The organism is Pantoea sp. X-Soil-YNGN-844 (assembly GCF_059730595.1).
In genome coordinates this window covers 2316518-2338791 of sequence record NZ_AP036007.1, presented here as the reverse complement: position 1 = coordinate 2338791, position 22274 = coordinate 2316518, and the positions used below count along the sequence as shown (strand labels likewise).

24 protein-coding genes are annotated in these 22274 nt (G+C 54.3%); 12 read left to right on the top strand and 12 right to left on the bottom strand.

The window, feature by feature from the left end; all coding sequences use genetic code 11:
* Nucleotides 1-34: 34 nt before the first annotated feature.
* Nucleotides 35-1213: a formate-dependent phosphoribosylglycinamide formyltransferase gene (gene purT / locus AC6I8C_RS10980; protein ID WP_497822482.1), complete on the bottom strand. Its 1179-nt coding sequence runs from the start codon at nucleotides 1211-1213 to the stop codon at nucleotides 35-37.
* Nucleotides 1214-1379: 166 nt separating this feature from the next.
* On the opposite strand from purT, the gene AC6I8C_RS10975 reads away from it, so the two are divergent.
* A complete protein-coding gene (locus tag AC6I8C_RS10975; protein ID WP_497823336.1) occupies nucleotides 1380-2036 on the top strand; it encodes a tellurite resistance TerB family protein in 657 nt (218 codons plus the stop codon).
* A gap of 126 nt (nucleotides 2037-2162) precedes the next feature.
* Complete coding sequence (locus AC6I8C_RS10970; protein ID WP_497822481.1) at nucleotides 2163-4226, top strand: prolyl oligopeptidase family serine peptidase; 2064 nt, start codon at nucleotides 2163-2165, stop codon at nucleotides 4224-4226.
* On the opposite strand, the gene exoX is transcribed toward AC6I8C_RS10970, so the two are convergent.
* Together exoX and AC6I8C_RS10960 are read right to left on the bottom strand one after the other, a co-directional pair.
* Nucleotides 4220-4888 (bottom strand): exodeoxyribonuclease X, encoded by a 669-nt coding sequence (exoX, locus tag AC6I8C_RS10965; RefSeq protein ID WP_033783311.1) that lies wholly within the window; start codon nucleotides 4886-4888, stop codon nucleotides 4220-4222. The genes AC6I8C_RS10970 and exoX overlap by 7 nt on opposite strands.
* Entirely contained in the window at nucleotides 4888-5121 is a 234-nt protein-coding gene (locus tag AC6I8C_RS10960) for a DNA polymerase III subunit theta (RefSeq protein ID WP_033733020.1), read from the bottom strand. The genes exoX and AC6I8C_RS10960 overlap by 1 nt, the downstream gene beginning before the upstream one ends.
* 150 nt (nucleotides 5122-5271) lie before the next feature.
* Here AC6I8C_RS10960 and copC point away from each other — a divergent pair, with 150 nt between their 5' ends.
* Genes copC through AC6I8C_RS10945 form a run of 3 tightly spaced genes read left to right on the top strand, consistent with a single transcriptional unit; the run spans nucleotide 5272 to nucleotide 6905 of the window.
* Entirely contained in the window at nucleotides 5272-5649 is a 378-nt protein-coding gene (gene copC, locus AC6I8C_RS10955; protein ID WP_497822480.1) for a copper homeostasis periplasmic binding protein CopC, read from the top strand.
* Between the two features lie 4 nt (nucleotides 5650-5653).
* Nucleotides 5654-6529: a copper homeostasis membrane protein CopD gene (copD, locus tag AC6I8C_RS10950; protein WP_497822479.1), complete on the top strand. Its 876-nt coding sequence runs from the start codon at nucleotides 5654-5656 to the stop codon at nucleotides 6527-6529.
* Between the two features lie 28 nt (nucleotides 6530-6557).
* Nucleotides 6558-6905 (top strand): YebY family protein, encoded by a 348-nt coding sequence (locus AC6I8C_RS10945; RefSeq protein WP_497822478.1) that lies wholly within the window; start codon nucleotides 6558-6560, stop codon nucleotides 6903-6905.
* Between the two features lie 777 nt (nucleotides 6906-7682).
* Here AC6I8C_RS10945 and AC6I8C_RS10940 read toward each other — a convergent pair.
* Complete coding sequence (locus AC6I8C_RS10940) at nucleotides 7683-7739, bottom strand: hypothetical protein (RefSeq protein ID WP_497823335.1); 57 nt, start codon at nucleotides 7737-7739, stop codon at nucleotides 7683-7685.
* A 203-nt stretch (nucleotides 7740-7942) separates the two neighbouring features.
* Between AC6I8C_RS10940 and AC6I8C_RS10935 the strand changes: the two genes are divergently transcribed.
* The 4 genes from AC6I8C_RS10935 (at nucleotide 7943) to AC6I8C_RS10920 (ending at nucleotide 11046) form a co-directional block, all read left to right on the top strand.
* Entirely contained in the window at nucleotides 7943-8296 is a 354-nt protein-coding gene (locus tag AC6I8C_RS10935) for a hypothetical protein (protein WP_497822477.1), read from the top strand.
* Between the two features lie 800 nt (nucleotides 8297-9096).
* Nucleotides 9097-9381, top strand: a complete 285-nt coding sequence (locus tag AC6I8C_RS10930) for a hypothetical protein (RefSeq protein ID WP_497822476.1) — start codon at nucleotides 9097-9099, stop codon at nucleotides 9379-9381.
* A gap of 289 nt (nucleotides 9382-9670) precedes the next feature.
* Nucleotides 9671-10693, top strand: coding sequence for an alcohol dehydrogenase AdhP (adhP, locus tag AC6I8C_RS10925; RefSeq protein WP_033783306.1), 1023 nt, complete (start codon nucleotides 9671-9673; stop codon nucleotides 10691-10693).
* A gap of 215 nt (nucleotides 10694-10908) precedes the next feature.
* Entirely contained in the window at nucleotides 10909-11046 is a 138-nt protein-coding gene (locus AC6I8C_RS10920; protein ID WP_497822475.1) for a hypothetical protein, read from the top strand.
* Between the two features lie 96 nt (nucleotides 11047-11142).
* Here the strand turns inward: AC6I8C_RS10920 and AC6I8C_RS10915 are convergent, their stop codons facing one another.
* From AC6I8C_RS10915 to betI, 8 genes are all read right to left on the bottom strand, one after another.
* Nucleotides 11143-11328: a hypothetical protein gene (locus AC6I8C_RS10915; RefSeq protein ID WP_013358127.1), complete on the bottom strand. Its 186-nt coding sequence runs from the start codon at nucleotides 11326-11328 to the stop codon at nucleotides 11143-11145.
* 116 nt (nucleotides 11329-11444) lie between these two features.
* Complete coding sequence (locus tag AC6I8C_RS10910; RefSeq protein WP_013358126.1) at nucleotides 11445-11705, bottom strand: hypothetical protein; 261 nt, start codon at nucleotides 11703-11705, stop codon at nucleotides 11445-11447.
* 159 nt (nucleotides 11706-11864) lie between these two features.
* Nucleotides 11865-13007: an acyltransferase family protein gene (locus AC6I8C_RS10905; RefSeq protein ID WP_497822474.1), complete on the bottom strand. Its 1143-nt coding sequence runs from the start codon at nucleotides 13005-13007 to the stop codon at nucleotides 11865-11867.
* A 200-nt stretch (nucleotides 13008-13207) separates the two neighbouring features.
* A complete protein-coding gene (gene mdtI, locus AC6I8C_RS10900; protein WP_497822473.1) occupies nucleotides 13208-13537 on the bottom strand; it encodes a multidrug/spermidine efflux SMR transporter subunit MdtI in 330 nt (109 codons plus the stop codon).
* A complete protein-coding gene (mdtJ, locus tag AC6I8C_RS10895) occupies nucleotides 13524-13874 on the bottom strand; it encodes a multidrug/spermidine efflux SMR transporter subunit MdtJ (protein WP_497822472.1) in 351 nt (116 codons plus the stop codon). The genes mdtI and mdtJ overlap by 14 nt, the downstream gene beginning before the upstream one ends.
* A gap of 428 nt (nucleotides 13875-14302) precedes the next feature.
* A complete protein-coding gene (gene betA / locus AC6I8C_RS10890) occupies nucleotides 14303-15985 on the bottom strand; it encodes a choline dehydrogenase (RefSeq protein ID WP_266307588.1) in 1683 nt (560 codons plus the stop codon).
* A gap of 23 nt (nucleotides 15986-16008) precedes the next feature.
* Nucleotides 16009-17481, bottom strand: a complete 1473-nt coding sequence (betB, locus tag AC6I8C_RS10885) for a betaine-aldehyde dehydrogenase (RefSeq protein ID WP_497822471.1) — start codon at nucleotides 17479-17481, stop codon at nucleotides 16009-16011.
* 14 nt (nucleotides 17482-17495) lie between these two features.
* The gene (gene betI / locus AC6I8C_RS10880; protein ID WP_497822470.1) at nucleotides 17496-18089 is read right to left on the bottom strand and encodes a transcriptional regulator BetI; all 594 of its coding nucleotides are present in this window, start codon (nucleotides 18087-18089) and stop codon (nucleotides 17496-17498) included.
* Nucleotides 18090-18344: 255 nt separating this feature from the next.
* Between betI and AC6I8C_RS10875 the strand changes: the two genes are divergently transcribed.
* The 3 genes from AC6I8C_RS10875 to AC6I8C_RS10865 all read left to right on the top strand — a co-directional run bounded on the left by AC6I8C_RS10875 (nucleotide 18345) and on the right by AC6I8C_RS10865 (nucleotide 22267).
* Entirely contained in the window at nucleotides 18345-20375 is a 2031-nt protein-coding gene (locus AC6I8C_RS10875) for a choline transporter (protein ID WP_013358119.1), read from the top strand.
* A 135-nt stretch (nucleotides 20376-20510) separates the two neighbouring features.
* Entirely contained in the window at nucleotides 20511-21872 is a 1362-nt protein-coding gene (locus AC6I8C_RS10870) for an MFS transporter (protein WP_497822469.1), read from the top strand.
* A 146-nt stretch (nucleotides 21873-22018) separates the two neighbouring features.
* Complete coding sequence (locus AC6I8C_RS10865; protein ID WP_033783299.1) at nucleotides 22019-22267, top strand: DUF1272 domain-containing protein; 249 nt, start codon at nucleotides 22019-22021, stop codon at nucleotides 22265-22267.
* Nucleotides 22268-22274 lie beyond the last annotated feature (7 nt).

The window sequence follows — 22274 nt, the reverse complement described above, 5'->3', positions numbered from 1 at the left end:
ATCATGGCGGTGAGCGTCTGCTCACCGCACACCTTTATCCCTGAACCGCAACCGCCGCTGCGCTTGCTACTGCACGCGCAATCGCCTGCGTGGTGCTGTCACCGCTGGCCAGCGCGACGCCCAGGCGACGCTGACCGCTGATCTCCGGCTTCCCGAACAGCCGAAGTTGCAGACCGGCCCCCAGTGCTGCTTCGACATTCACAAACTGCACATTCTGGCTGGTCAGTTGCGGCAGGATAACGGCAGATGCCGATGGACCATACTGACGAATCCCGCCGATCGGCAGACCCAGAAACGCCCGCACGTGCAGCGCAAACTCTGACAGATCCTGTGAAATCAGCGTCACCATGCCGGTGTCGTGAGGACGTGGCGACACTTCACTGAACACCACCTCATCACCGCAGACAAACAGCTCAACGCCAAACAGGCCATAGCCCCCCAGCGCCTTCACCACCTGCGCGGCAACATCCTGCGCCCGCTGTAGCGCCAGGTCACTCATCTGCTGCGGCTGCCAGGATTCACGATAGTCGCCATCCTCCTGTCGGTGACCAATCGGTGCACAGAAGTGAATGCCATCGACGGCGCTGATGGTCAGCAGGGTGATCTCAAAATCGAAGTTAACAACGCCTTCAACGATGACGCGTCCGGCACCGGCACGACCACCCTGTTGGGCATAATCCCAGGCTTTCTCCAGCTGGCTGGCGTCGCGGATAAAGCTCTGGCCTTTGCCGGATGAACTCATCACCGGTTTTACAATGCACGGGAAGCCGATTTCGGTCGCGGCTTCATCGAAACGCGCTTTGCTGTCGGCAAAGCGATAGCGTGAAGTGGGCAGTGACAACTCTTCAGCCGCCAGGCGGCGAATGCCTTCGCGGTTCATGGTCAGCTTTGCGGCACGGGCGGTCGGAACCACGCGCTGGCCCTGCTGCTCCAGCTCAACCAGCGTATCCGTGGCGATAGCTTCGATTTCCGGCACCACAAAGTCAGGCTTCTCTTCGGCAATCAGCGCAGCCAGCGCTGCTCCATCCAGCATATTGATCACATGGCTGCGATGGGCGACATGCATCGCCGGGGCATCGGCGTAACGATCCACCGCAATCACTTCCACACCCAGACGCTGACACTCCAGCGCCACCTCTTTACCCAGTTCACCTGAACCCAATAGCATTACACGCGTCGCCGCCGGACGCAGCGCTGTTCCGAGAGTTGTCATACATTCACCTAAGCAGTCAAAATTCGCGCGCAAGTATAAACGAAAACGTTTGCGTTCTCATCTTTCGTCCATCTGACACTGCTTTTTGCTGTACTTTTCCCGCTCTGACGTTTCCTGACATGCTTTTGGTCAGGATAGCGTGCTGACATCCTGAAAGGAGTGAATGATGAATAACTGGTTGCAACAGATTCAGTCGGTACTGGCAAAGAGGGGCGGTGAAGGAAAATCGGGCGGCGGCTTAAGTGACATGCTGGCACCGGGTGCGCTGGGCGGTCTGGCCGCCATGCTGGTCTCCAGTAAATCTTCACGCAAACTGCTGACCAAATATGGCGGCAAAGCGCTGATTATTGGTGGTGGCGCGGCCGCTGGTGCGGTGCTGTGGAATAAATATAAGCAGCGGGTCAGCGAAGCGCACCAGAATGAACCTGACTTTGGCGTGGCTCAGACGCCAGTCGACCAGCGCGCTGAACGTCTGGTCACGGCGCTGGTGTTTGCCGCTAAAAGTGACGGACACATCGACGATCAGGAGCGGGCAGCCATTGAGCAGAATATTCATCAGTCCGGTTACGGCCAGGATGCAGAACAGCTGATTCAGAAAGCGATGAACCGTCCGCTGGATCCGCAGTGGCTGGCCGCCGATGTGAAAAATGAGGAAGAGGCGCTGGAGCTTTACTTCCTGAGCTGCACCGCTATCGACGTCGATCACTTTATGGAACGCAGCTATCTCTCCGCGCTGGGCGACGCGCTGAAAATTCCTCAGGATGTCCGCGACGGCATCCAGCAGGATCTTCAGGCTGAAAAAGCCCGTCTGCCTGCCGGTTAATCCTGGCTGAAGTCCGCTGGCTGGTCACACGAAGTGATTGGCCAGCGGCAGCTTCTCTCGTCATACCTGGCTTCCGGCTGCTGAAGTGTTACGCTTACAGATCATTACGTTGATGGAGACGGATGGATGAAAGCACCCATCGCAAAAAAAATTCCCCATGAGATGACGTTGCACGGCGAGACGCGCGTTGACGACTACTACTGGCTGCGCGACGACAAACGCGAAAACAGCGAAGTCCTTGATTACCTGCGTGCCGAAAACAATTACGGCAAAAAAATCATGTCATCGCAGCAGCCGCTGCAGGACCGGGTATTAAAAGAGATTATCGATCGGCTGCCGCCGGAAGATCACTCAGTGCCCTATGTGAAAAACGGTTACCGCTATCAGAGTCGCTACCAGAGCGGTAACGAATATCCGGCCTATTACCGTCAGCCGGCAGCAAGCGAGGAGTCTGGCGAGTGGAGCCTGCTGCTGGATGCCAACCAGCGCGCCTCGCACAGCGATTTTTACACGATGGGCGCGCTGCACATCAGCCCCGATAACCGGGTGATGGCGCTGGCCGAGGATTTCCTGTCGCGACGCCAGTACGGCATCCGGTTCCGCAACCTGGAGAGTGGCAGCTGGTATCCTGAAGTGCTGAGTAACACCTCATCGAGCTTCGCCTGGGGCAACGACTCCCGTACGATCTACTATGTGCAGAAACATCCGCAGACGCTGCTCTCGTATCAGGTATGGCGACATGAACTGGGTATGCCGCAGTCGGAAGACAAGCTCGTCTACGAAGAGCAGGATGACACCTATCATCTCAGCGTGCACAAAAGCACCTCCAAGCAGTTCATCATGATTGCGCTTTACAGCACCAACACCAGCGAAATTCAGCTGATCGATGCGAACTTCCCCGATGCACAGCCACATGTGTTTCTGCCGCGCCGTCGCGATCATGAATACAGCATCGACCATTACGATCATCAGTTCTTCATTCGCTCCAACCGCGAAGGCAAAAACTTCGGGCTGTATCGCAGCCGCTATCTGGATGAGTCACGCTGGGAAACGCTGATCCCGGCACGGGAACAGGTGGTGATGGAGGATTTCCAGCTGTTCCGCGACTGGCTGGTGGTGGAGGAGCGCCAGCGCGGCCTGACCAGCCTGCGACAGATTAACTGGGTCAGCGGCGAGACCAGCGGCATCGCCTTTGACGATCCGACCTATGTAACCTGGCTGGCGTACAACCCGACGCCGCGCACCAGTAAACTGCGCTACGGCTATTCGTCAATGACCACGCCGACCACGCTGTTTGAACTGGATATGGATACCGGCGAACGCCGCATTCTGAAGCAGAGCCAGGTTAAAGGTTTTAACGCGGAAGATTACAAAAGCGAGCACCACTGGCTCAAAGTCAGCGATGGCACTGAAGTGCCGGTGTCGCTGGTCTATCACCGTAAACATTATCAGCCCGGTCAGAACCCGATGCTGGTCTATGGCTATGGCGCCTACGGCAGCAGCATGGATGCCGATTTCAGCGTCAGCCGTCTGAGCCTGCTGGATCGCGGCTTTGTCTATGCGCTGATACAGGTGCGCGGCGGCGGTGAGCTGGGGCAGCAATGGTATGACGGCGGTCGCCTGCTGAACAAAATGAACAGTTTCACCGACTTTATCGATGTCACGGATGCGCTGGTGGCGCGCGGCATCGGCCACCCGGAACGGCTCTATGCGATGGGCGGTAGTGCAGGCGGCCTGCTGATGGGCGGTGTGATTAATCTGGCACCGCAGCGGTTCCACGGCGTCGTGGCGCAGGTGCCGTTTGTGGATGTGGTCACCACCATGCTGGATGAGTCGATTCCGCTGACGACCGGTGAGTATGACGAGTGGGGCAACCCCAACGATCCTGAGTACTACCACTACATCCGCCAGTACAGCCCCTATGACAACATTGAGGCAAAAGCGTATCCCCACCTGCTGGTCACCACCGGCCTGCACGACTCACAGGTGCAGTACTGGGAACCGGCCAAGTGGGTGGCGAAGCTGAGATCGATGAAAACGGATAACAACCTGCTGCTGCTTTGCACCGATATGGATTCCGGTCACGGCGGCAAGTCGGGGCGTTACAAAGCCTACGAGGGTATCGCGATGGAGTACACCTTCCTGCTCGGACTGGCGCAGGGCACCCTGCCGCCCGCTCAGGACTACTGAGACTCCGACAGGTATTTATTCAGCGCCTGCCGCAATGGCGGGCGCAGGTCGCTGACATTATTCAGCACCCACTTCAGATAGCCCGGATCCTTTCTCGCAATCACCGCAATCGCCTGGCCGCGGTATTTGCCGAACGGCAGAATGTCGTCGCGCTGGGCCGCCGGTTGTGAACGCACAATCATCTCAGAAGCACCCCAGCCAGAGACCTCCATAATCCGAATCAGCAGCGCCGCCGTGACATAGCAGTCATAGAGCGCGCGGTGCGCATGCAGATCAGCGGGCGGCGTCACATCCAGCTTCAGCGAATGACGCAGTGCCTGGTTGCCATATTTAATGCCCGGCCAGAGCTGGCGCGCCAGCTGCATGGTGCAGATCCATTCACCGTACATCTCCGGCAGCATCCGGCGATCAAAGCTGGCGTTATGCGCCACGTAGAAAGCACTGCCGTAATAGCGCGGGATCGCCTCTTCAATGGTCGGTTTACCGGCGACCATCGCTTCGGTAATGCGATGCACCGCCATCGCCTGACGGCTGATAGGGCGGTCGGGCAGGGTGAGATCGCTCATTGGGTTCACAATCTGACCGTTGACCACATCCACGGACGCGACTTCCACCACGCCGCCCTGCAGACCGCAGGTTTCGGTATCGATAACGCGGAACATCATTGCTTCATCTTCGGTTCATAAGGAAGGCGCGACAGGCTGAGTGACGCCTGGCGGTATTGCATCAGACGCTGACGAAACCAGTCACGCAGCGCTTCGGGCTGCTCCTGCGCCACCATCTCGGCAACGACCGGCATGTTGTAGCGCTCTTTGAACGCCACGCCCGCTGCCGCCAAATCGACATTGATCTTGTCTTTCTCTTCCTGGGACAGCACGGCAAGGTTATGGCTCATAATATTCTCCTGACGATAGCCGGCAAAAGTAATGTTTTCGGCGGTATGAATCAAGGATAAGGATCGCATCGCTGGCCTCGACAGTGCAAAACCAGCAGCGTATCCTTTTGCCACGTTTATCGCCCTGGCGGCGGTTAAAAGGATGATCTTATGCAGAAAAAACCCATTTCCCGCATGGTTATTGCGCTGGCGGCAGCCGGACTGATGGCATTCAGCTCGCTGGCCGCAGCGCATGCGCATCTCCAGTCTTCCGCACCCGCAGCTAAAGCGCAGGTGACGACATCCCCCGATGCGCTGACGCTGAATTTTAGCGAAGATATTGAAGCGGCATTCAGCGGCGTTACGCTGCTGGACAGTGCACAGAAACGCGTTGAGACGACCAAAGCCCGCGTTGAAGCTGACCAGAAAAATCGCCTGATTGTCGGTCTTTCTCAGCCGCTGAAAGCGGGGAGTTATCAGGTTAACTGGCATGTGCTGTCGGTAGATGGACATAAAACCGCAGGAAGCTATCGCTTTAGCGTGAAGTAAGTCTGTGGCCACCCTCTGGATCCTGCTGCGTGCGCTGCATTTCGCCGCCGTGATGCTGCTGACAGGCAGCGCCTGTTACAGCGTACTGCTGGCACCCAAACGTTATCGACCCCTGCTGGCGCGACGATTAAATCCGCTGGTGAAGGGGAGCGCCTGGCTAGCGCTGCTGAGTGCGCTATTGATGCTGGCCTGCCAGAATGTGCTGATGAGCGGCGACAGCACGAATCTTGCCGATTTCGACATCTGGCTGGCGGTGCTCGACACACATTTTGGTGCGGTGTGGCAGTGGGAAATCATTTTCGGCGTCATGGGCATTTTCGCGCTATTACTGACCGGAAAGCTGCGTCAGCAGGTGTTACTGCTGGCGGGCGTGCTGCAACTGGCCTGCATGGCCCTGATTGGTCATGCCGCGATGCGTGATGGATTGCCCGGTCTGCTTCAGCAGATTAACCAGGGAATGCATCTGATTGCAGCGGCGTTCTGGGTGGGTGGATTACTGCCGCTGCTGCTGTTGATGCGCGAGGCGCGCCACATTGATCGCCGTACTGACGCGATTCGTACCATGATGCGGTTTTCGCGCTATGGTCATCTGGCTGTAGCGTTAACGCTGCTGAGTGGTGTGATAAACAGTGTGATGATCGCAGGCTGGCCACTCATGTGGCACGATTCACGCTACATTGTGTTGTTGCTGTGCAAAGTGCTGCTGGTTGCCCTGATGGTGCTGGTGGCGCTGATTAATCGATACTGGCTGGTGCCGCGCTTCCGCCTGGCGGGTAGCGGGACGCAGCAAAAATTTATTCGCATGACGCAGCTTGAACTGCTGCTGGCGTGTGGCGTGGTTGGGCTGGTGAGCGTATTTGCTACGCTGTCACCAGCCTGAATGTAGTTTAAGAGAGAAAAGGGTAGTTATGTTGCTGAAGAAAGTGATCCCCGCAATCCTGTTGTTATCCGTATGCGGCCAGGCGCTGGCGGCACAAATCATTACCGTCAGCCGCTTTGAGATCGGGAAAGAGAAGTGGCCGTTTAACCGTGAAGAGGTGATGCTGACCTGCGAGAAAGATGGTGCGATGTTTGCCATCAACCCGAGCACGCTGATGCAATACCCGCTGAACGACATCGCCGACCAGCTGTTTAAAAACAAACAGGTGAAAGCGCAGCCGATTAACGTGATTCAGGCCGAAGACAAGGCGCATCCGGGCCAGATGATGAGTCTGCAGCCGATTGTTGAGCGCACTCAGGCGCTGTGCGGTAAATAAACCTCCCGGGTGCAGCCTCGCGCTGCGCCCAATCCCCGATTTTTTGCCGTTGCGATCACAAACTGATCCAGTTTATGGCCCTGATCCCTGCGTTTGCTGGCATTTCCACCGCGCTGTTCTAACCTTAAATTGCAAGGCGACACTGCCTTCATAAATGCCAACTTTTAGCGCACGGCTCCTTGAGAGCCATTTCCCTGGACCGAATATAGGAATCGTATTCGGTCTTTTTTTGATTGGCTGAAGCTGAAGCCAGGATTTGAATCAACTCATCAGAATTATTATTTACCAAAGATAGCGGGATTTACCGAAACCTCAGTACACTCATCCATGTATGAAAATACATTAACCCTTTCAAAGACTTTCTGTGTCTCAGCCTAAGACATGCTCACGTTGTTTTTCATCGAAAATCAGTATCGACTTGGTGACGTTGTCCGGGAAACAACGACTTTAGGTGCTTGTTCCGCCTGCCTCGCTCCGAAAAAAGGGAGCAATAATTACAGAACTCTAAAATCAATGTTAGTCATGTGCTTAATTGGCAGTCATTGTAAGTGAAGCCAATTACAGCTAATACCAGACTTCATTTGTTCTTTGAGTTTGCTTTTGTCTGATAGACTTTTCTGGAAATTGATACAGTGATAACAGCCAGTAAGACCGAAAGAAATCCTAAAAAAATCATTAATGAAAGCAATAGGTTCAGCATTCCTCCTAAGCTTGTAAAATTACTCAGACTTGCCAGCTGTTCAGGTGTCGTTAGCCGAAGGATAACTTCCGGTATAATTAGAAAAAAATAATAACAATAGGGATATAAATCAACATTTTTTTTGCTTTACTCATCTTCTTTCTTGCCCTTAAAGGTGAACATGATCAAAAATTGGTTAAATGATACAACATGGACCTAAATAATGTCATAAACCTATTTGCAATTGACGATGCAGGCTAATAAGTAGCTAGCAGTAGTTCTTACAAATTCTCTTAATGACATCCATGCAGACCATATATCTACAATTGAAAAATTCAGATTAGGTAGTCAAAGGCTTATGAATTATGGTTCATGTTTCGTTGCCGATGAATATTATCGCAGTTCATGCCGTGATACGTGGAGAGAGGACAAAAGGTTAGTTCTCGCTTTGGGTGAAATATATGCAAGAGATGACGTTAGTCTTGATATGGTTGAAATTTATTTTCGTAAAACGTTAGCAAAATTCGGGCCTCAAAAAAGTAGTGATCTTGTGTCTCGGATCCAGCAATTGATCGGCAAAGCAGCAGAACATGCTTCAACCAAAGCTAATAATCTTTCCCTGTCACTGACTCTCGCTAATTTAATTCTTGAAAGTGGCGATTTCAAAAAAAACATATCCAAATCGTTAACTCCTTCTCTACATGGTTTGTGAATGGGGCTACGCTGTATGCTAATGCACAAATTGCCGCAGCTGCAGCTAACAGGCTGAAGTTTCAGGATCCTTCTTACTATCATTTCTTGTGTCAGGAAAATATCGAAATGCTTTACTTTCTGATTGAGCCTCAAATGAGCCAGATAATTTATCAGATAAATTCAGGGGATAATAATGAAGAAAAAATCGCAGATGCTTTATATGAGATATTGAATAAATGAAGCTTGTGCTTTTATGGCTAATACAGTCTTTTTTCTATTTAATACCTTTTGCTGTTATTATGGCAGGTTAGTACATTTTTATCCGGTTTATTCCAGAGCATGCAGGGCTTCTTAGCATATCATGGGTAGCTATCGTTTCTTATGTGTATATTAAATACAATAGATGGTATTAGCTCGATCCGGAAATATTTAAATGTTCTATTCAAATCATTAGCGATTAAAGTGAGAGAAGAGTAACACCCTAAAAAGGAGACCTGGTTTATATGTAGTGATTATATCAACTTGTCGTCACTGATTGAGGCTAAGAAAGCGTATCCGTTAATCTGACTAACGATCAGTGGCGTGCTCAAAAATCAATCACTGCTCCACTATTTTTGTCATTATCTTAGGTCCAGTTAATGCTCATTGACGTTTTCACCTTACTGCCAGCATAACCGATCCTTTCCCGATAGCAGGTCATCCCCAAAATTGACCTCAATCAACCTCCCCCAACATCCTCCCCAAACCCCTTCCAACGTTTACCCACCGTATAAAAACCGGGACGTAACCTGCCCCAGTGATATTCAACCAGGGTCAGTTATGTTCTTAAAAAAAGTTATTCCTTGTGTGATTTTAGCGCTGGCAAGTGCCGCAATGTCAGGTTGTGTGATGGCTGAGGGTGGTCATCACCGTGGCCCATCTTCTGACTGGCATCATCATCATGAAAGCCAGCATAACAACACCAGCTGGAGCCATCATGCCGGGCCGGTTGCGCCCGCAAACAACGCTTCTCAGCATATGGGACCACCGCCAGCGCCGGATAGTGCCGCTCAGCATATGGGGCCACCGCCCGCTGACAGTGGCATCCACCGCTGGCACTCTTAAGAGGCGTTTGAGCAATCAGTCCGAAATCATCTGAAGCGACAGGGGCTTAATCGCCCCTTTTAACGGACAATGTTCACCTGACCAAATTGTTCAGTAAGCGCGCTTCGTCTCTACCCGACAGAGAACGTAAGCCTGACGAAGCGTTGCCGCTAAACACGATCCCTAAAAAACCGACCCCACTCGCAAAAGTCACAACAACTCCCGCAGCAAGCACCCAAAGCTTACCTGTCATCTTGTCATCACCTCCGTTTGGCTTATTCTTAATCTCCAGTCAAAAGGAGGAATGTTTATGAAAGCGGCAATTGCTAATAGTGAACACCAGGTTGAAGTGGTTGAGAAGACGCTGCGTCCTCTCAAAACCGGCGAAGCGCGGCTCAGGATGGAATGCTGTGGTGTATGCCATACCGATTTGCATGTGAAGAACGGTGATTTTGGTGATAAGACCGGCGTCACGCTGGGTCATGAAGGGATCGGCATCGTTGAGGAAGTCGCGCCGGATGTCACCTCGCTCAAGCCGGGCGATCGCGCCAGCGTCGCCTGGTTCTTCAAGGGCTGCGGGCACTGTGAATATTGTAACTCCGGTAACGAAACGCTCTGCAGAGACGTCATCAATGCCGGTTATACCGCCGATGGGGGCATGGCTGAAGAGTGTATTGTTGTTGCAGATTACTCGGTTAAAGTTCCCGATGGGCTTGATCCTTTCGCCGCCAGTAGCGTCACCTGCGCCGGTGTCACTACGTACAAAGCGGTAAAAGTATCAGAGGTTAAACCGGGGCAGTGGCTGGCAATTTATGGCCTTGGCGGGCTGGGTAATCTCGCTCTGCAATATGCTAAAAACGTCTTTAACGCCAAAGTGATTGCGATTGATGTCAGTGACGGACAGCTGGCACTGGCGAAAGAGATGGGCGCCGATCTGGTCGTCAACTCTGCCAGCGAAGATGCGGCACGCTTTATTCAGGAGAAAACCGGTGGGGCGCATGCGGCTGTGGTTACAGCCGTCGCCAAAGCGGCCTTTAACTCGGCGGTGGATGCGGTCAGAGCCGGAGGTCGGGTTGTAGCAGTCGGACTGCCGCCGGAAGCGATGAGCCTGAATATCCCGCGACTGGTGCTGGATGGCATCCAGGTGGTGGGATCGCTGGTCGGAACGCGCAACGATCTGGCGGAAGCGTTCCAGTTTGCGGCAGAAGGCAAGGTGGTGCCTAAGGTAACTAAAAGGAAGATTGGTGAGGTCAATGCCATCTTCGATGAGATGATTCACGGCAAAATCCGCGGCAGGATGGTGATCGACTTTACCGGTCAGTCTGCCAGTTAGCACCCAACTGATCGTCACTAAGGCCCGCGCATTGCGGGCTTTTTTATGCCTGCAACGCCTGGTCCTGCCACGTGAAAGCCTTAACGCGTATTCTCCACAAACATTAATAAGCACGGCTTTATGTTTCAATGTGTGATTTTCACTTGCACTTTACCGGTAACATTATAGTTTATGAGGTGAGGTAGTGATTACACACAACTGAAGGAGGGTTATTTATGGCGAAGCGTCACTTACTTAAATCCATTGAAATTACTGCAATTGTACTGTTTGTCCTGATACTGGCGTATCTGGCCGTGACCGGCCTGATGTCATCTATGGGCATGGATCACGCCTGGCCTTATCCCACTAAGTAACTGAGCGCCGCACCAGGGAAACTATAAGTAATATAAATAGAAAATGACCCTCATACAGGGCAGAAAAAACCCCGCGATCGCGAGGTTAATTAGAGGTTACACCAGACTTACCGACAGCAGCGTTAGCTCTTCAGTTTCCAGCGACAGGCTTTTTTTGGTTTCAAACATAAAGGCTTCGAGCGCCTCCTCAACATTGTCACCCTCAATAAAGGCGTGCGTCGTGACATGATTTTCACCTTTTGGCTTAATCACGTAGGAAACAAACCACTTCTTCTTTTCCATGATGCTTTTCCTCTTCTGAAAATGGTGATGCCGCGTGGCGGTAAGGCATGAACAGGCCGTTTTCCCGCCGGGCTCTCAGCGGAACATGCCGTTAAAGGCAGCGTGGCCGATAAAGGCTAATCCAGCGGGGCAGGATGCAGCAGGTCAATCACGTCATCGATTTCATTACTGGCCGCGTGGCGATCAAGGGCAACCGCATAGTAGCGTCCCTTACAGTAATGCTTTGTGACCGCCACCCGATGGCCGGTATCACTGTCAGCTTCACCGCCGCTCAGGGTCTGCAGATGGGGCGGGATAACCAGCTCGCTTTCGAGTTGTTCTGCTTCAATGATCACCGCGCCACCGTCACTGGATAGCAGCAGATGCTGAATGCTCATGTTCTCTCCTTTGCGTCAGATTGCTAACCGGGAAAGTGTAGTTCACCTAAACAGGCGTGCTGCCGACGGCGCGTAATCAATGCCTGTGCAGGGCTGATAACGGTCGTCAGAGGCAAAAAAAAGCCCCAGTCAGGGGCTTAATCATGATTATTAGCGAACTCAGCTGGTTTGATCGGCCAGCTTCGGCTTCAGCACGCGCTTACCCATCTGAATGCCGGGCTTCTCAACATACTTATAGAGTAAAGAAGCGATTGCATAGGTCACCGGGATAGCGGAAACGCAGACGATCAGGAAGCGTGTCATATCGCTCTTATACTCAATGTCGGTGTGAGTGAGCAGCAGGGCGATCAGCGGGATCACAATCAGCAGGTGCAGCAGATAGACTGAGAACGAGACGTCGCCCAGCCAGGTGCTGAGGCGGTTGTTCAGCAGCTTACGCGGCAGGGCAATCAGCTGAGCCATCATGCTGCCCTGCGGGTATTGCCACAGAATCGCCGCCATACCGACGATCATCAGCGCCTCCATAATCACCTGCAGCTTAATCGCGTCCATGCCAATCGCTACGGTGACGACCGGGCCAAGCAGCGCAAAGGCAACATAGAGCAGGGATTTACGGCGAATCGCTTCGGCCAGCAGCATTCCAGCCAGGAACATGTTCAGCTTAATCAGGATCATCGAAGGCATCTCAAACGCTTCATAATAATCGGCCAGCACATAGCGACCGGCGCAGCAGAGCGCCATGATGCCAATCAGCGAGGCGGCATAACCAAAGCGCAGCGTGACCAGCATGATGAACGGGAACAGCAGATAGAACTGCATCTCCAGCCCGATGCTCCAGTCTGGCAGCACGGTGTTAAACCCATACTCGGGCAGCATGCCGAACAGGAAGCTGAAGTGAGTCAGGATGTTTGCCAGTGACTGGTCGTTGTAACGCGACGACTCCGTGGCGGTGCCGGAATAGAAATGCGCAATGGTGTCACGCATCTCACCAAACCACGGGCCATAAATTAGGGCGATGATTAACAGCAGATAGTAGAGCGGGGCGATACGGAAGAAGCGGCGGATCCAGAACTTCTTAATCGTCTCCGCGCTCTGCCATGGCTCCTTCTGCTGGCGCTCGACGTAGTTTTTCGCCATCAGATAACCCGATAACAGAATAAACAGGTCGACCCCGATGCCCGGTGATGAAATCAGCGTGATGTGGCAATGAACCAGTAAGCTGATATGGCCAACCAGAACCCAGAGAGAGGCAATGCCGCGTAATCCTTCCAGCTCCGTTGACCAACCTCGTGTTGCAGACATAACTTTTCCTCGTTTTTATCCGGCTTTTGGCGCTCACTAAGCCTTAAGGCAAAAGATATGTAAACGGCCCTTTACAAAAGTAAGAGGATTCCGAGCACAGGAAAGAGGGAAAAATCAACCGGGAAAGGGAGGTAAAGCACAGTAAGTTAAGGGCGTGCAGTGGCACACCCTTAACCTGGATTACTGATTGCGGGGATCCATCAGGCAAGCTTTAACAGGATCATACCGGCCAGCAGCAGGGTCAGACCCGCCCAGCCTTTGCGGTTCAGTCGCTGACCAAACAGCACCCATCCGGCCGCAACCGTGGCGATGATGCCAAAACCGCCCCAGACCGCATAGGCGATCGACAGATCAATGCCTTTAACCGCCTGAGCCAGTGCGCTGAACGCGAGCAGGACACAGCAGAGTGACAGCACGCCGTGCAGCGGTTTCTTAAACCCGTCAGAATATTTAAGGAATATGTTGGCGGCAATCTCCAGCATGATCGCCAGCCCCAGCCAGGCGGCATGCACAAAATCAGCCATGACCATGATTAACCTCCGCTGATGATTGGGTGCCGGTCTTGATCAACACAATCCCGACGATCAGCGTCACCAGCCCGCAGATTTTTAGCGCGGACAGCACTTCCCCAAACAGCTGCACGCTGAATAAGGTAATCAGCATGATGCCGATACCTTCCCACAGGGCATAAGCCACGCCCAGCGCGATACGTTTGATAGCGAAACTCAGCAGAATATAGGAACAGGCAATCATGCCCAGCATCATCAGGTAGCCTGAATGGCTGCCATTAACGCTGGACCACTTCATGAAAAGGGTACCAATAATTTCAGTAACAATAGCGAGTGATAATAAAATCCAGGCGAACATGGATGCTCTCCAGCAACGATAAATGACGACCTGCCACAGTACACGGGGCAGACTCAGAACAGTGTCGAAGTGGTGAGGGGACTACAGGGCGTTACGCCAGTGCTGATCGGTGACGTTCCAGCCAGAAAGGAAGGTGGGGGTAAGATGTGACATGAACATTCTGCTCATAAAATTTACAACGCATCCACATTGTTGCTTCTCATCAGTGGACGGATAGTGCCTCCGGTTAAATACACGCCGGATTTATAGCATTCTGCACATCATGAAATCAACAGCAGATGCTGCTTTATTTGACGCAGGTTAAGGTTTGATGGTTTGTAAAACGAAGTCTATGTAAAAGGATGTATGGAAAAGGCGAGCCGTCAACCCTGCATAAAAAAAGCCGGGCAACAGTGTGCCCGGCCATTGTTACGTGACGCTGTCACAAATTACTCTGCGCGCTGCGGCACGGTGCGAACCGGCGCGTCACCCGCGACATAGTAAGAGGCGGTGCTCCGTGGCAGCGGCTCGCGGCCTCGGATCTTATCGGCAATCTTCTCACCAATCATGATGGTGGTGGCGTTCAGATTACCGGTTATGATCAGCGGCATAATCGACGCATCCACCACGCGTAATCCCTGCAATCCATGCACACGTCCTTCGCCATCCACGACGGCCATCGGGTCATTACCCATCTTACAGGTGCCGCACGGGTGATAGGCAGTTTCCCCGTGGTTGCGCACGAACTCATCCAGCTGCTCATCCGTCTGGCAATCCAGGCCCGGACTGATTTCACGGCCACGATACTTATCCAGCGCTGGCTGATTGATAATCTGGCGCGTAATGCGGATTGCATCGCGGAACTCGTGCCAGTCCTGCTCATGGGACATGTAGTTAAACAGAATGGCTGGATGACGACGCGGATCGCGTGACTTCAGGCGCACATGACCGCGGCTTGGCGAACGCATTGAGCCGACGTGACACTGGAAACCGTGAGCATCTACGGCGTTTGACCCGTTGTAGTTAATCGCCACCGGCAGGAAATGATACTGAATGTTTGGCCAGGTAAACTCTTCGCGGCTGCGGATAAAGCCGCCTGCTTCAAACTGGTTACTGGCGCCGATACCGGTACCGTTAAACATCCACTCTGCACCGATCTTCGGCTGGTTCCACCACTTCAGGGCCGGATAGATAGAAACCGGTTCTTTACACTCATACTGGAGGTACATCTCCAGATGGTCCTGCAGATTTTCACCCACGCCCGGCAGGTCATGCACCAGCGGGATGTCGAACTGCTTCAGCAGTTCAGGCGAACCCACGCCAGAACGCTGCAGGATCTGCGGCGAGGCGATAGCGCCCGCGCACAGCAGCACTTCACGGCGAGCGGTCACTTTATTAATGGTGTTGCTGTCGCCCTGCAGATACTCCACGCCGACCGCGCGCTTGCCGTCGAAGATAATGCGATCAGTGGTGGCATGCGTAATGATCTTCAGGTTAGGGCGACCTTTGGCCATATCGAGATAGCCACGCGCGGTGCTGGAACGACGACCCTTTGGCGTCACGGTACGATCCATCGGACCGAAACCTTCCTGCTGGTAGCCATTCAGGTCGTCGGTGCGCGGATAACCCGCCTGCACGCCTGCCTCAATCATCGCTTCAAACAGCACGTTGTTGCCCGCTTTAGGGGTTGCAACGCACACCGGGCCATCGCCGCCGTGGAAGTCGTTCGGGCCGATATCACGGGTTTCCGCTTTACGGTAGTAGGGCAGGCAGTCCAGATAGCTCCAGTTCTCCAGTCCCGGCTCGCTGGCCCAGTTGTCCAGATCCATCGCGTTGCCGCGGATGTAACACATGCCGTTAATCAGTGATGAACCGCCCAGACCTTTGCCGCGACCACACTCCATGCGGCGGTTGTTCATGTAAGGCTCTGGCTCGGTTTCATACGCCCAGTTATAGCGTTTTCCCTGCAGCGGGAAGGCAAGGGCCGCAGGCATCTGGGTGCGAAAATCAAAACGGTAATCCGGGCCGCCCGCTTCCAGCAACAGAACGCTCACATTGCTCTCTTCGGTCAGGCGGGTCGCCAGAACGTTTCCTGCGGATCCGGCTCCAATAATAATGTAATCAAATTCCATTCGTCGTTCCTCAGGTTAAGTGATTAAAAGACTGACTGAAAACGCGTCAGCTCAACCTGCACTGACTTCACCTGGGTGTAGTTCTGCAGCGTCATCAGGCCATTCTCGCGGCCAATGCCGGAGTGCTTGTAGCCGCCCACCGGCATCTCTGCGGCGGACTCGCCCCAGGTATTGATCCAGCAGATACCGGCTTCGATCTGATGAATCACACGGTGCGCCTTATTAAGGTCCTGCGTCACCAGTCCGGCGGCCAGACCGAATTCGGTGTCGTTGGCGCGGCGGATCACTTCTTCTTGGGTTTCGTAGCTCAGGATCGACATCACCGGTCCGAAGATCTCTTCACGGACAATCTTCATCTCATCCCGGCAGTCGGTGAACACGGTCGGTGCCACCCAGGCACCCTGGTCGAAATCGCCACCGGTCAGACGTTTGCCGCCGCACAGCACGCGTGCGCCTTCAGCAATGCCGGACTCGATGTAGCGCATCACGTTGTCGCGATGGCTGAAGCTGACCAGCGGACCAAAGTTGGTAGCCGGGTCACGCAGATCGCCTGCTTTGATACGGGCAACGCGTTCACTGATTTTGGCCTCGAACGCCGCCTGCAGTTTTGCAGGGATAAAGACACGGGTGCCGTTGGTGCAGACCTGACCGGAGCTGTAGAAGTTCGCCATCATGGCGATGTCAGCGGCCAGATCGAGATCGGCATCATCAAAGATGATCAGCGGTGATTTACCGCCCAGCTCCATGGTGACCTCTTTCAGCGTTGAACCCGCTGCATTGGCCATCACTTTTTTGCCGCTGACAACACCGCCGGTGAAGGAGACTTTGTCGATACCTGGATGCTCAGTGAGCAGCTGACCGGTCACTGAACCGATACCCGGCAGCACGTTGAACACGCCATCCGGCAGGCCCGCTTCGGTGTAGATTTCTGCCAGCTTCAGGGCGGTAAGCGGAGTCATTTCGCTGGGTTTGAAAATCATCGCGTTACCCGCAGCCAGTGCAGGTGCGGATTTCCACAGGGCGATCTGAATCGGATAGTTCCAGGCACCGATACCGGCGACCACGCCCAGCGGTTCGCGGCGGGTATAAACAAAGGAGGTTTCACGCAGGGGGATCTGCTGACCTTCCAGCGCCGGAACCAGACCCGCGTAGTACTCCAGCACGTCTGCACCGGTGACGATATCGACCGCTGAGGTTTCGCTGTAAGGCTTACCTGTGTCGAGCATTTCCAGCTCTGCCAGCTCATCATTACGCTCACGCAGAATATCGACGGCGCGACGCAGGATGCGTGAACGCTCCATGGCGGTCATCGCGGCCCAGACCTTCTGGCCTTTTCTGGCAGCAGCAACGGCGCGATTGACATCGTCCTGGCCGGCGGCATGAACCTCTGCCAGGACTTCGCCGTCGACCGGATTAATCGTCTGGAACGTTTCGCCAGACGCTGCGGCAACATAAGCGCCATCGATGTAGAGTTTCTGCTCGGTGAATCGGGACATGTTTTCTCCTTCCGTTATTCGTGCTCGCCAGCCAGTTGCTGACGGATGAATTGGGTGGTCAGTGTGAGGGCGATAGCGGGATCGAATGGCTTACCGCTCAGCGCGGCGCGCAGCCACAGACCGTCGATCAGGGCCGCCAGACCGTGTGCGGCCAGGCGTGCTTTTTCCAGTGGCAGTTCACGCCGGAATTCAACCACCAGCGTTGAGTAGAGCCGACGGCTGCTGACACGCTCAAGTCTGTTGAGCTGGGGCTGATGCATGCTGCTCGACCAGAAGTCGAGCCAGGCTTTCATCACTGCGGTGTGCACCTGGGTTTCATCAAAATTCCCGTCGACAATGGCACACAGCCGCTGTTCTGCTGAAGCACCGGCCAGCGGTTTCAGCCGCGTCAGCACTGCTTCGCGCAGCTGACGCGTCACATCACGCATCGTGGCTTCCAGCAAACCGTTCTTGTCCCTGAAGTAGTGACTGATGATGCCGGTTGAGACCCCCGCCCGTCGGGCGATTTGGGCAATCGTGGCATCATTAATCCCCATCTCATTAATCGTGCTCAGGGTCGCATCAATCAGTTGCCGACGTCGTATCGGCTGCATCCCTACCTTTGGCATAGCTCCAGCTCCACCCTCAAATCGAGCCCCTATTTAATCTTTTTTTGATTGCACGTTCAATATAAAAAGAAAATTTGTTAGGATGCTGTTTTTTAAATGTAGCGTAAGCGAAACGGCAATGAGTGCTAAAATAGGCTGGATTGTCATAGCGATTAACAGGAAGTGACAGAACGAAACAGAGCCGCACGGCCTGAACACCGTGGGCGGCAAGACGTATCCATTGCGTATTTTCAGGACATTAACCAGAGGTAATCGATGAATAATCCACCTGCCGGTGAAAAAGACAGACTCAATCCCGTTGTATTTTATACCTCTGCCGGATTGATTCTGACGTTTTCACTTGTGACGATTCTCTACAGTGAACTGGCCGCGAGCTGGATCCTCAAGGCGGTCAACTGGGTATCCGCCACCTTTGGCTGGTACTACATGCTGGCTGCCACGCTCTATATTGTCTTTGTGCTCTATATGGCCTGCTCACGCTTTGGCTCTATTAAGCTCGGGCCGGAGCACTCTAAACCCGAATTCAGCGTACTCAGCTGGTCTGCCATGCTGTTTGCCGCCGGGATTGGCATCGACCTGATGTTCTTCTCGGTCGCCGAACCGGTGACGCAGTATATGCAGCCGCCGGAAGGAGCAGGGCAGACGCTGGAAGCCGCCCGCCAGGCGATGGTCTGGACGCTGTTCCACTACGGACTGACCGGCTGGTCAATGTATGCGCTGATGGGCATCGCGCTGGGCTACTTCAGCTACCGTTATAACCTGCCGCTGACTATTCGTTCGGCGCTCTATCCCATCTTCGGTAAACGCATCTATGGCCCGATTGGTCACACGGTAGATATCGCCGCCGTGGTCGGCACCATCTTTGGTATCGCCACTACGCTCGGCATTGGGGTCGTGCAGCTCAACTACGGCCTGAAAGTGCTGTTTGATATCCCGGAAGGCCTGACCGCGCAGACTGCGCTGATTGTTCTCTCCGTGGTGATCGCCACCATCTCTGTAACGTCGGGTGTTGATAAAGGGATTCGTTTTCTCTCCGAACTCAATGTGATCATGGCGCTGGGACTGATTCTGTTTGTGCTGTTCTTCGGCAACACCGAGTTCCTGCTGAATGCGCTGGTGCTGAACGTCGGCGATTACATCAACCGCTTCATGGGCATGACGCTCAATACCTTTGCCTTTGATCGTCCGACTCAATGGATGAACAGCTGGACGCTCTTCTTCTGGGCGTGGTGGGTGGCCTGGTCACCGTTTGTCGGCCTGTTCCTGGCGCGTATCTCACGCGGTCGTACCATCCGTGAGTTCGTACTGGGCACGCTGATTATTCCGTTCACCTTTACGCTGCTATGGCTGTCCGTGTTCGGTAACGCCGCGCTGTACCAGATCATTCACGGTAATACGGAATTTGCGCAGGAAGTGATGAACCATGCGGAGCGTGGCTTCTACAGCCTGCTGGCGCAGTATCCGGCGTTTAAGCTCAGCGCATCGGTTGCCACCATCACCGGCATGCTGTTCTACGTTACCTCGGCGGATTCCGGTTCGCTGGTGCTGGGTAACTTCACCTCGCGGCTGAAAGACATCAACAGCGATGCGCCTAACTGGCTGCGCATCTTCTGGTCCGTGGCGATTGGGGTGCTGACGCTGAGCATGCTGATGACTAACGGGATTACTGCCCTGCAGAACACCACGGTGATCATGGGACTGCCGTTCAGCTTTGTGATCTTCTTTGTGATGGCGGGTCTGTTTAAATCGCTGAAGATTGAGGATCACCGCCGGGCCAGCGCTACGCGCGACACCGCGCCCTATCTGGCGCATGCGACCGACCGTCTGACCTGGAAGAAGCGTCTGTCACGCCTGATGAACTACCCAGGCTCGCGTTACACCCAGCAGATGATGGAAAAGACCATTTTCCCGGCGATGCAGGAAGTGGCGAAAGAGCTGGAACTGCGTGATGCCCGCGTCACGCTGGAAAGCGTCGAGGCAGATGAGGCGAACCCGATTGGCTATCTGGATCTGCGCGTCCATCTGGGCGAAGAGCAGGACTTTATCTATCAGGTCTGGCCGCAGCAATATTCGATTCCGGGCTTTACCTATCGCGCCCGCAGCGGTAAGTCGACCTACTATCGACTGGAAACCTTCCTCATGGAAGGCAGCCAGGGTAACGACCTGATGGATTACAGCAAAGAGCAGGTGATCATCGACATACTGGATCAGTATGAGCGACACCTGAACTTCATCCATCTCAACCGTGAAGCGCCGGGCAGCAATATCAGCTTCCCGAGCGTGTAAACCAGGGCCCGTCAGCAGTGTGCTGGCGGGCTTTTTTTTGCCATCGACGAGCCATTACGCGCCGTCGCCTGCCGATATCGTCTATCTTTAGGGCTTTGCTGGCCTGATGCCTGAAGGGTATAGACAGGGAGTCATATGGGAAAAATATTCAGTACGTTTCTGCCGCTCTACACCACCACGCTGCTGATGCTACTCGGTTCCGGTCTGCTGACCACTTATGTCTCATTACGGCTGGCCAGTGAGCAGGTTAACGGCGCGCTGATTGGTGCGATTATCGCGGCAAACTATATCGGGCTGGTGATTGGCGGCAAGGTGGGGCATAACCTGATCGCCCGCGTCGGCCATATCCGCGCCTATGTGGCCTGCGCCGGGATTATTACCGCCTCCGTGGTGGGTCACGGCCTGACTGACTTTATTCCGCTGTGGGTCTTTCTGCGTCTGATTATCGGACTCTGCATGATGTGCCAGTACATGGTGCTGGAGAGCTGGCTCAACGATCAGGCGGAATCGTCCCAGCGTGGCATGATTTTCGGCTTATATATGGTCGCTACCTACCTTGGGCTGAGTGGCGGACAGGTGATACTGAGCCTGCAGACCGGATTTGGCGTCAGTACGCTGCTGACTGTCGCACTCTGCTTCGCGCTCTGTCTGGTGCCGATAGCGCTGACCACCCGCACCCATGTCAGGCCGATGACGCCAGCCCCGATGGAACTGGGCTATTTTATCCGCACCATCCCCAAGCTGCTCGGCACCACGCTGGTCACCGGTATGGTAATTGGTGCCTTCTACGGTCTGGCCCCGGTTTATGGCAGCAGCAAAGGCTTCACCACCAGCCAGACCGGCTATTTTATGAGTCTTACGATCTTTGCCGGGCTGGTGTCGCAGTTTCCGCTGAGCTGGCTTTCTGACCGCTACGATCGTCAGCGGCTGTTATTCATCATTGCGATGCTGTTTGCCGTCATCTGCGTGCCGCTGATCCTGCTGCCGCATCTGACGTTTGACTGGATGATCGGCATCGCCTTTGCCGCCAGCATGATGCAGTTCGCGCTCTATCCGTTGCAGGTGGCGCTGGCCAACGATCAGGTTGCCGCCGAGCGCCGCGTGTCATTAACCGCCTGTCTGCTGATGGCATTTGGTATTGGTGCCAGTATCGGCCCGCTGGTGGTGGGTGCGCTGATGCAGCCGCTGGGCAGCAATATGCTCTATCTCTTCTTCGCGCTCTGTGCGCTGGTGATTGGCGGACTGAGTTTTGTCCGTGCGCCAGGTCCGCTTCCGACAACCGAAGTGCCGCTGCCGCACGTGGTCATGCCTGACAGTCTGGCGACCTCACCACTGGGTGCTGCGCTGATCCCGACGCTGGAAGAGGAGGTGATTCAGGCGTCAATGGGCGGTCAGGAGCCGCAAGAGGAGAGCGATGAGGATGCTGAAACGGCTGATGAAGAGGTGTTGCCTGATGATCATCCAGATGATGTTCGCGAAGATCCGCGTCATAAATAGCCGCGACAGAGCATCACGCTGTTCGCGCCTCTCTGCAGGGTTAAATGCATGATGTCCGGATCTGGCTCACTTCTGTCCGGTCGCTGGCTCGACATCCGGGCCAGCAGCGGCGATGCTGGGTAACCCGTTTCTTCAGGAGTCACACCATGCTCGAACTGCGCCCTAATTGTGAACGCTGCGACGTCGATCTGCCGCCATCCTCTCTGGCGGCACGCATCTGCTCGTTTGAATGCACCTTCTGCGCTGACTGCGATGAGCATTTCGCGCATGTTTGTCCCAACTGCGGTGGTGAACTGGTGCGCCGTCCGGTGCGTCCGGCAGAGAAGCTACAGAAATATCCGGCTAAAATGCGCAGCCGATCTCAAATGACGACGAATACGTCAGAGGCAGAATAGCCTGCGC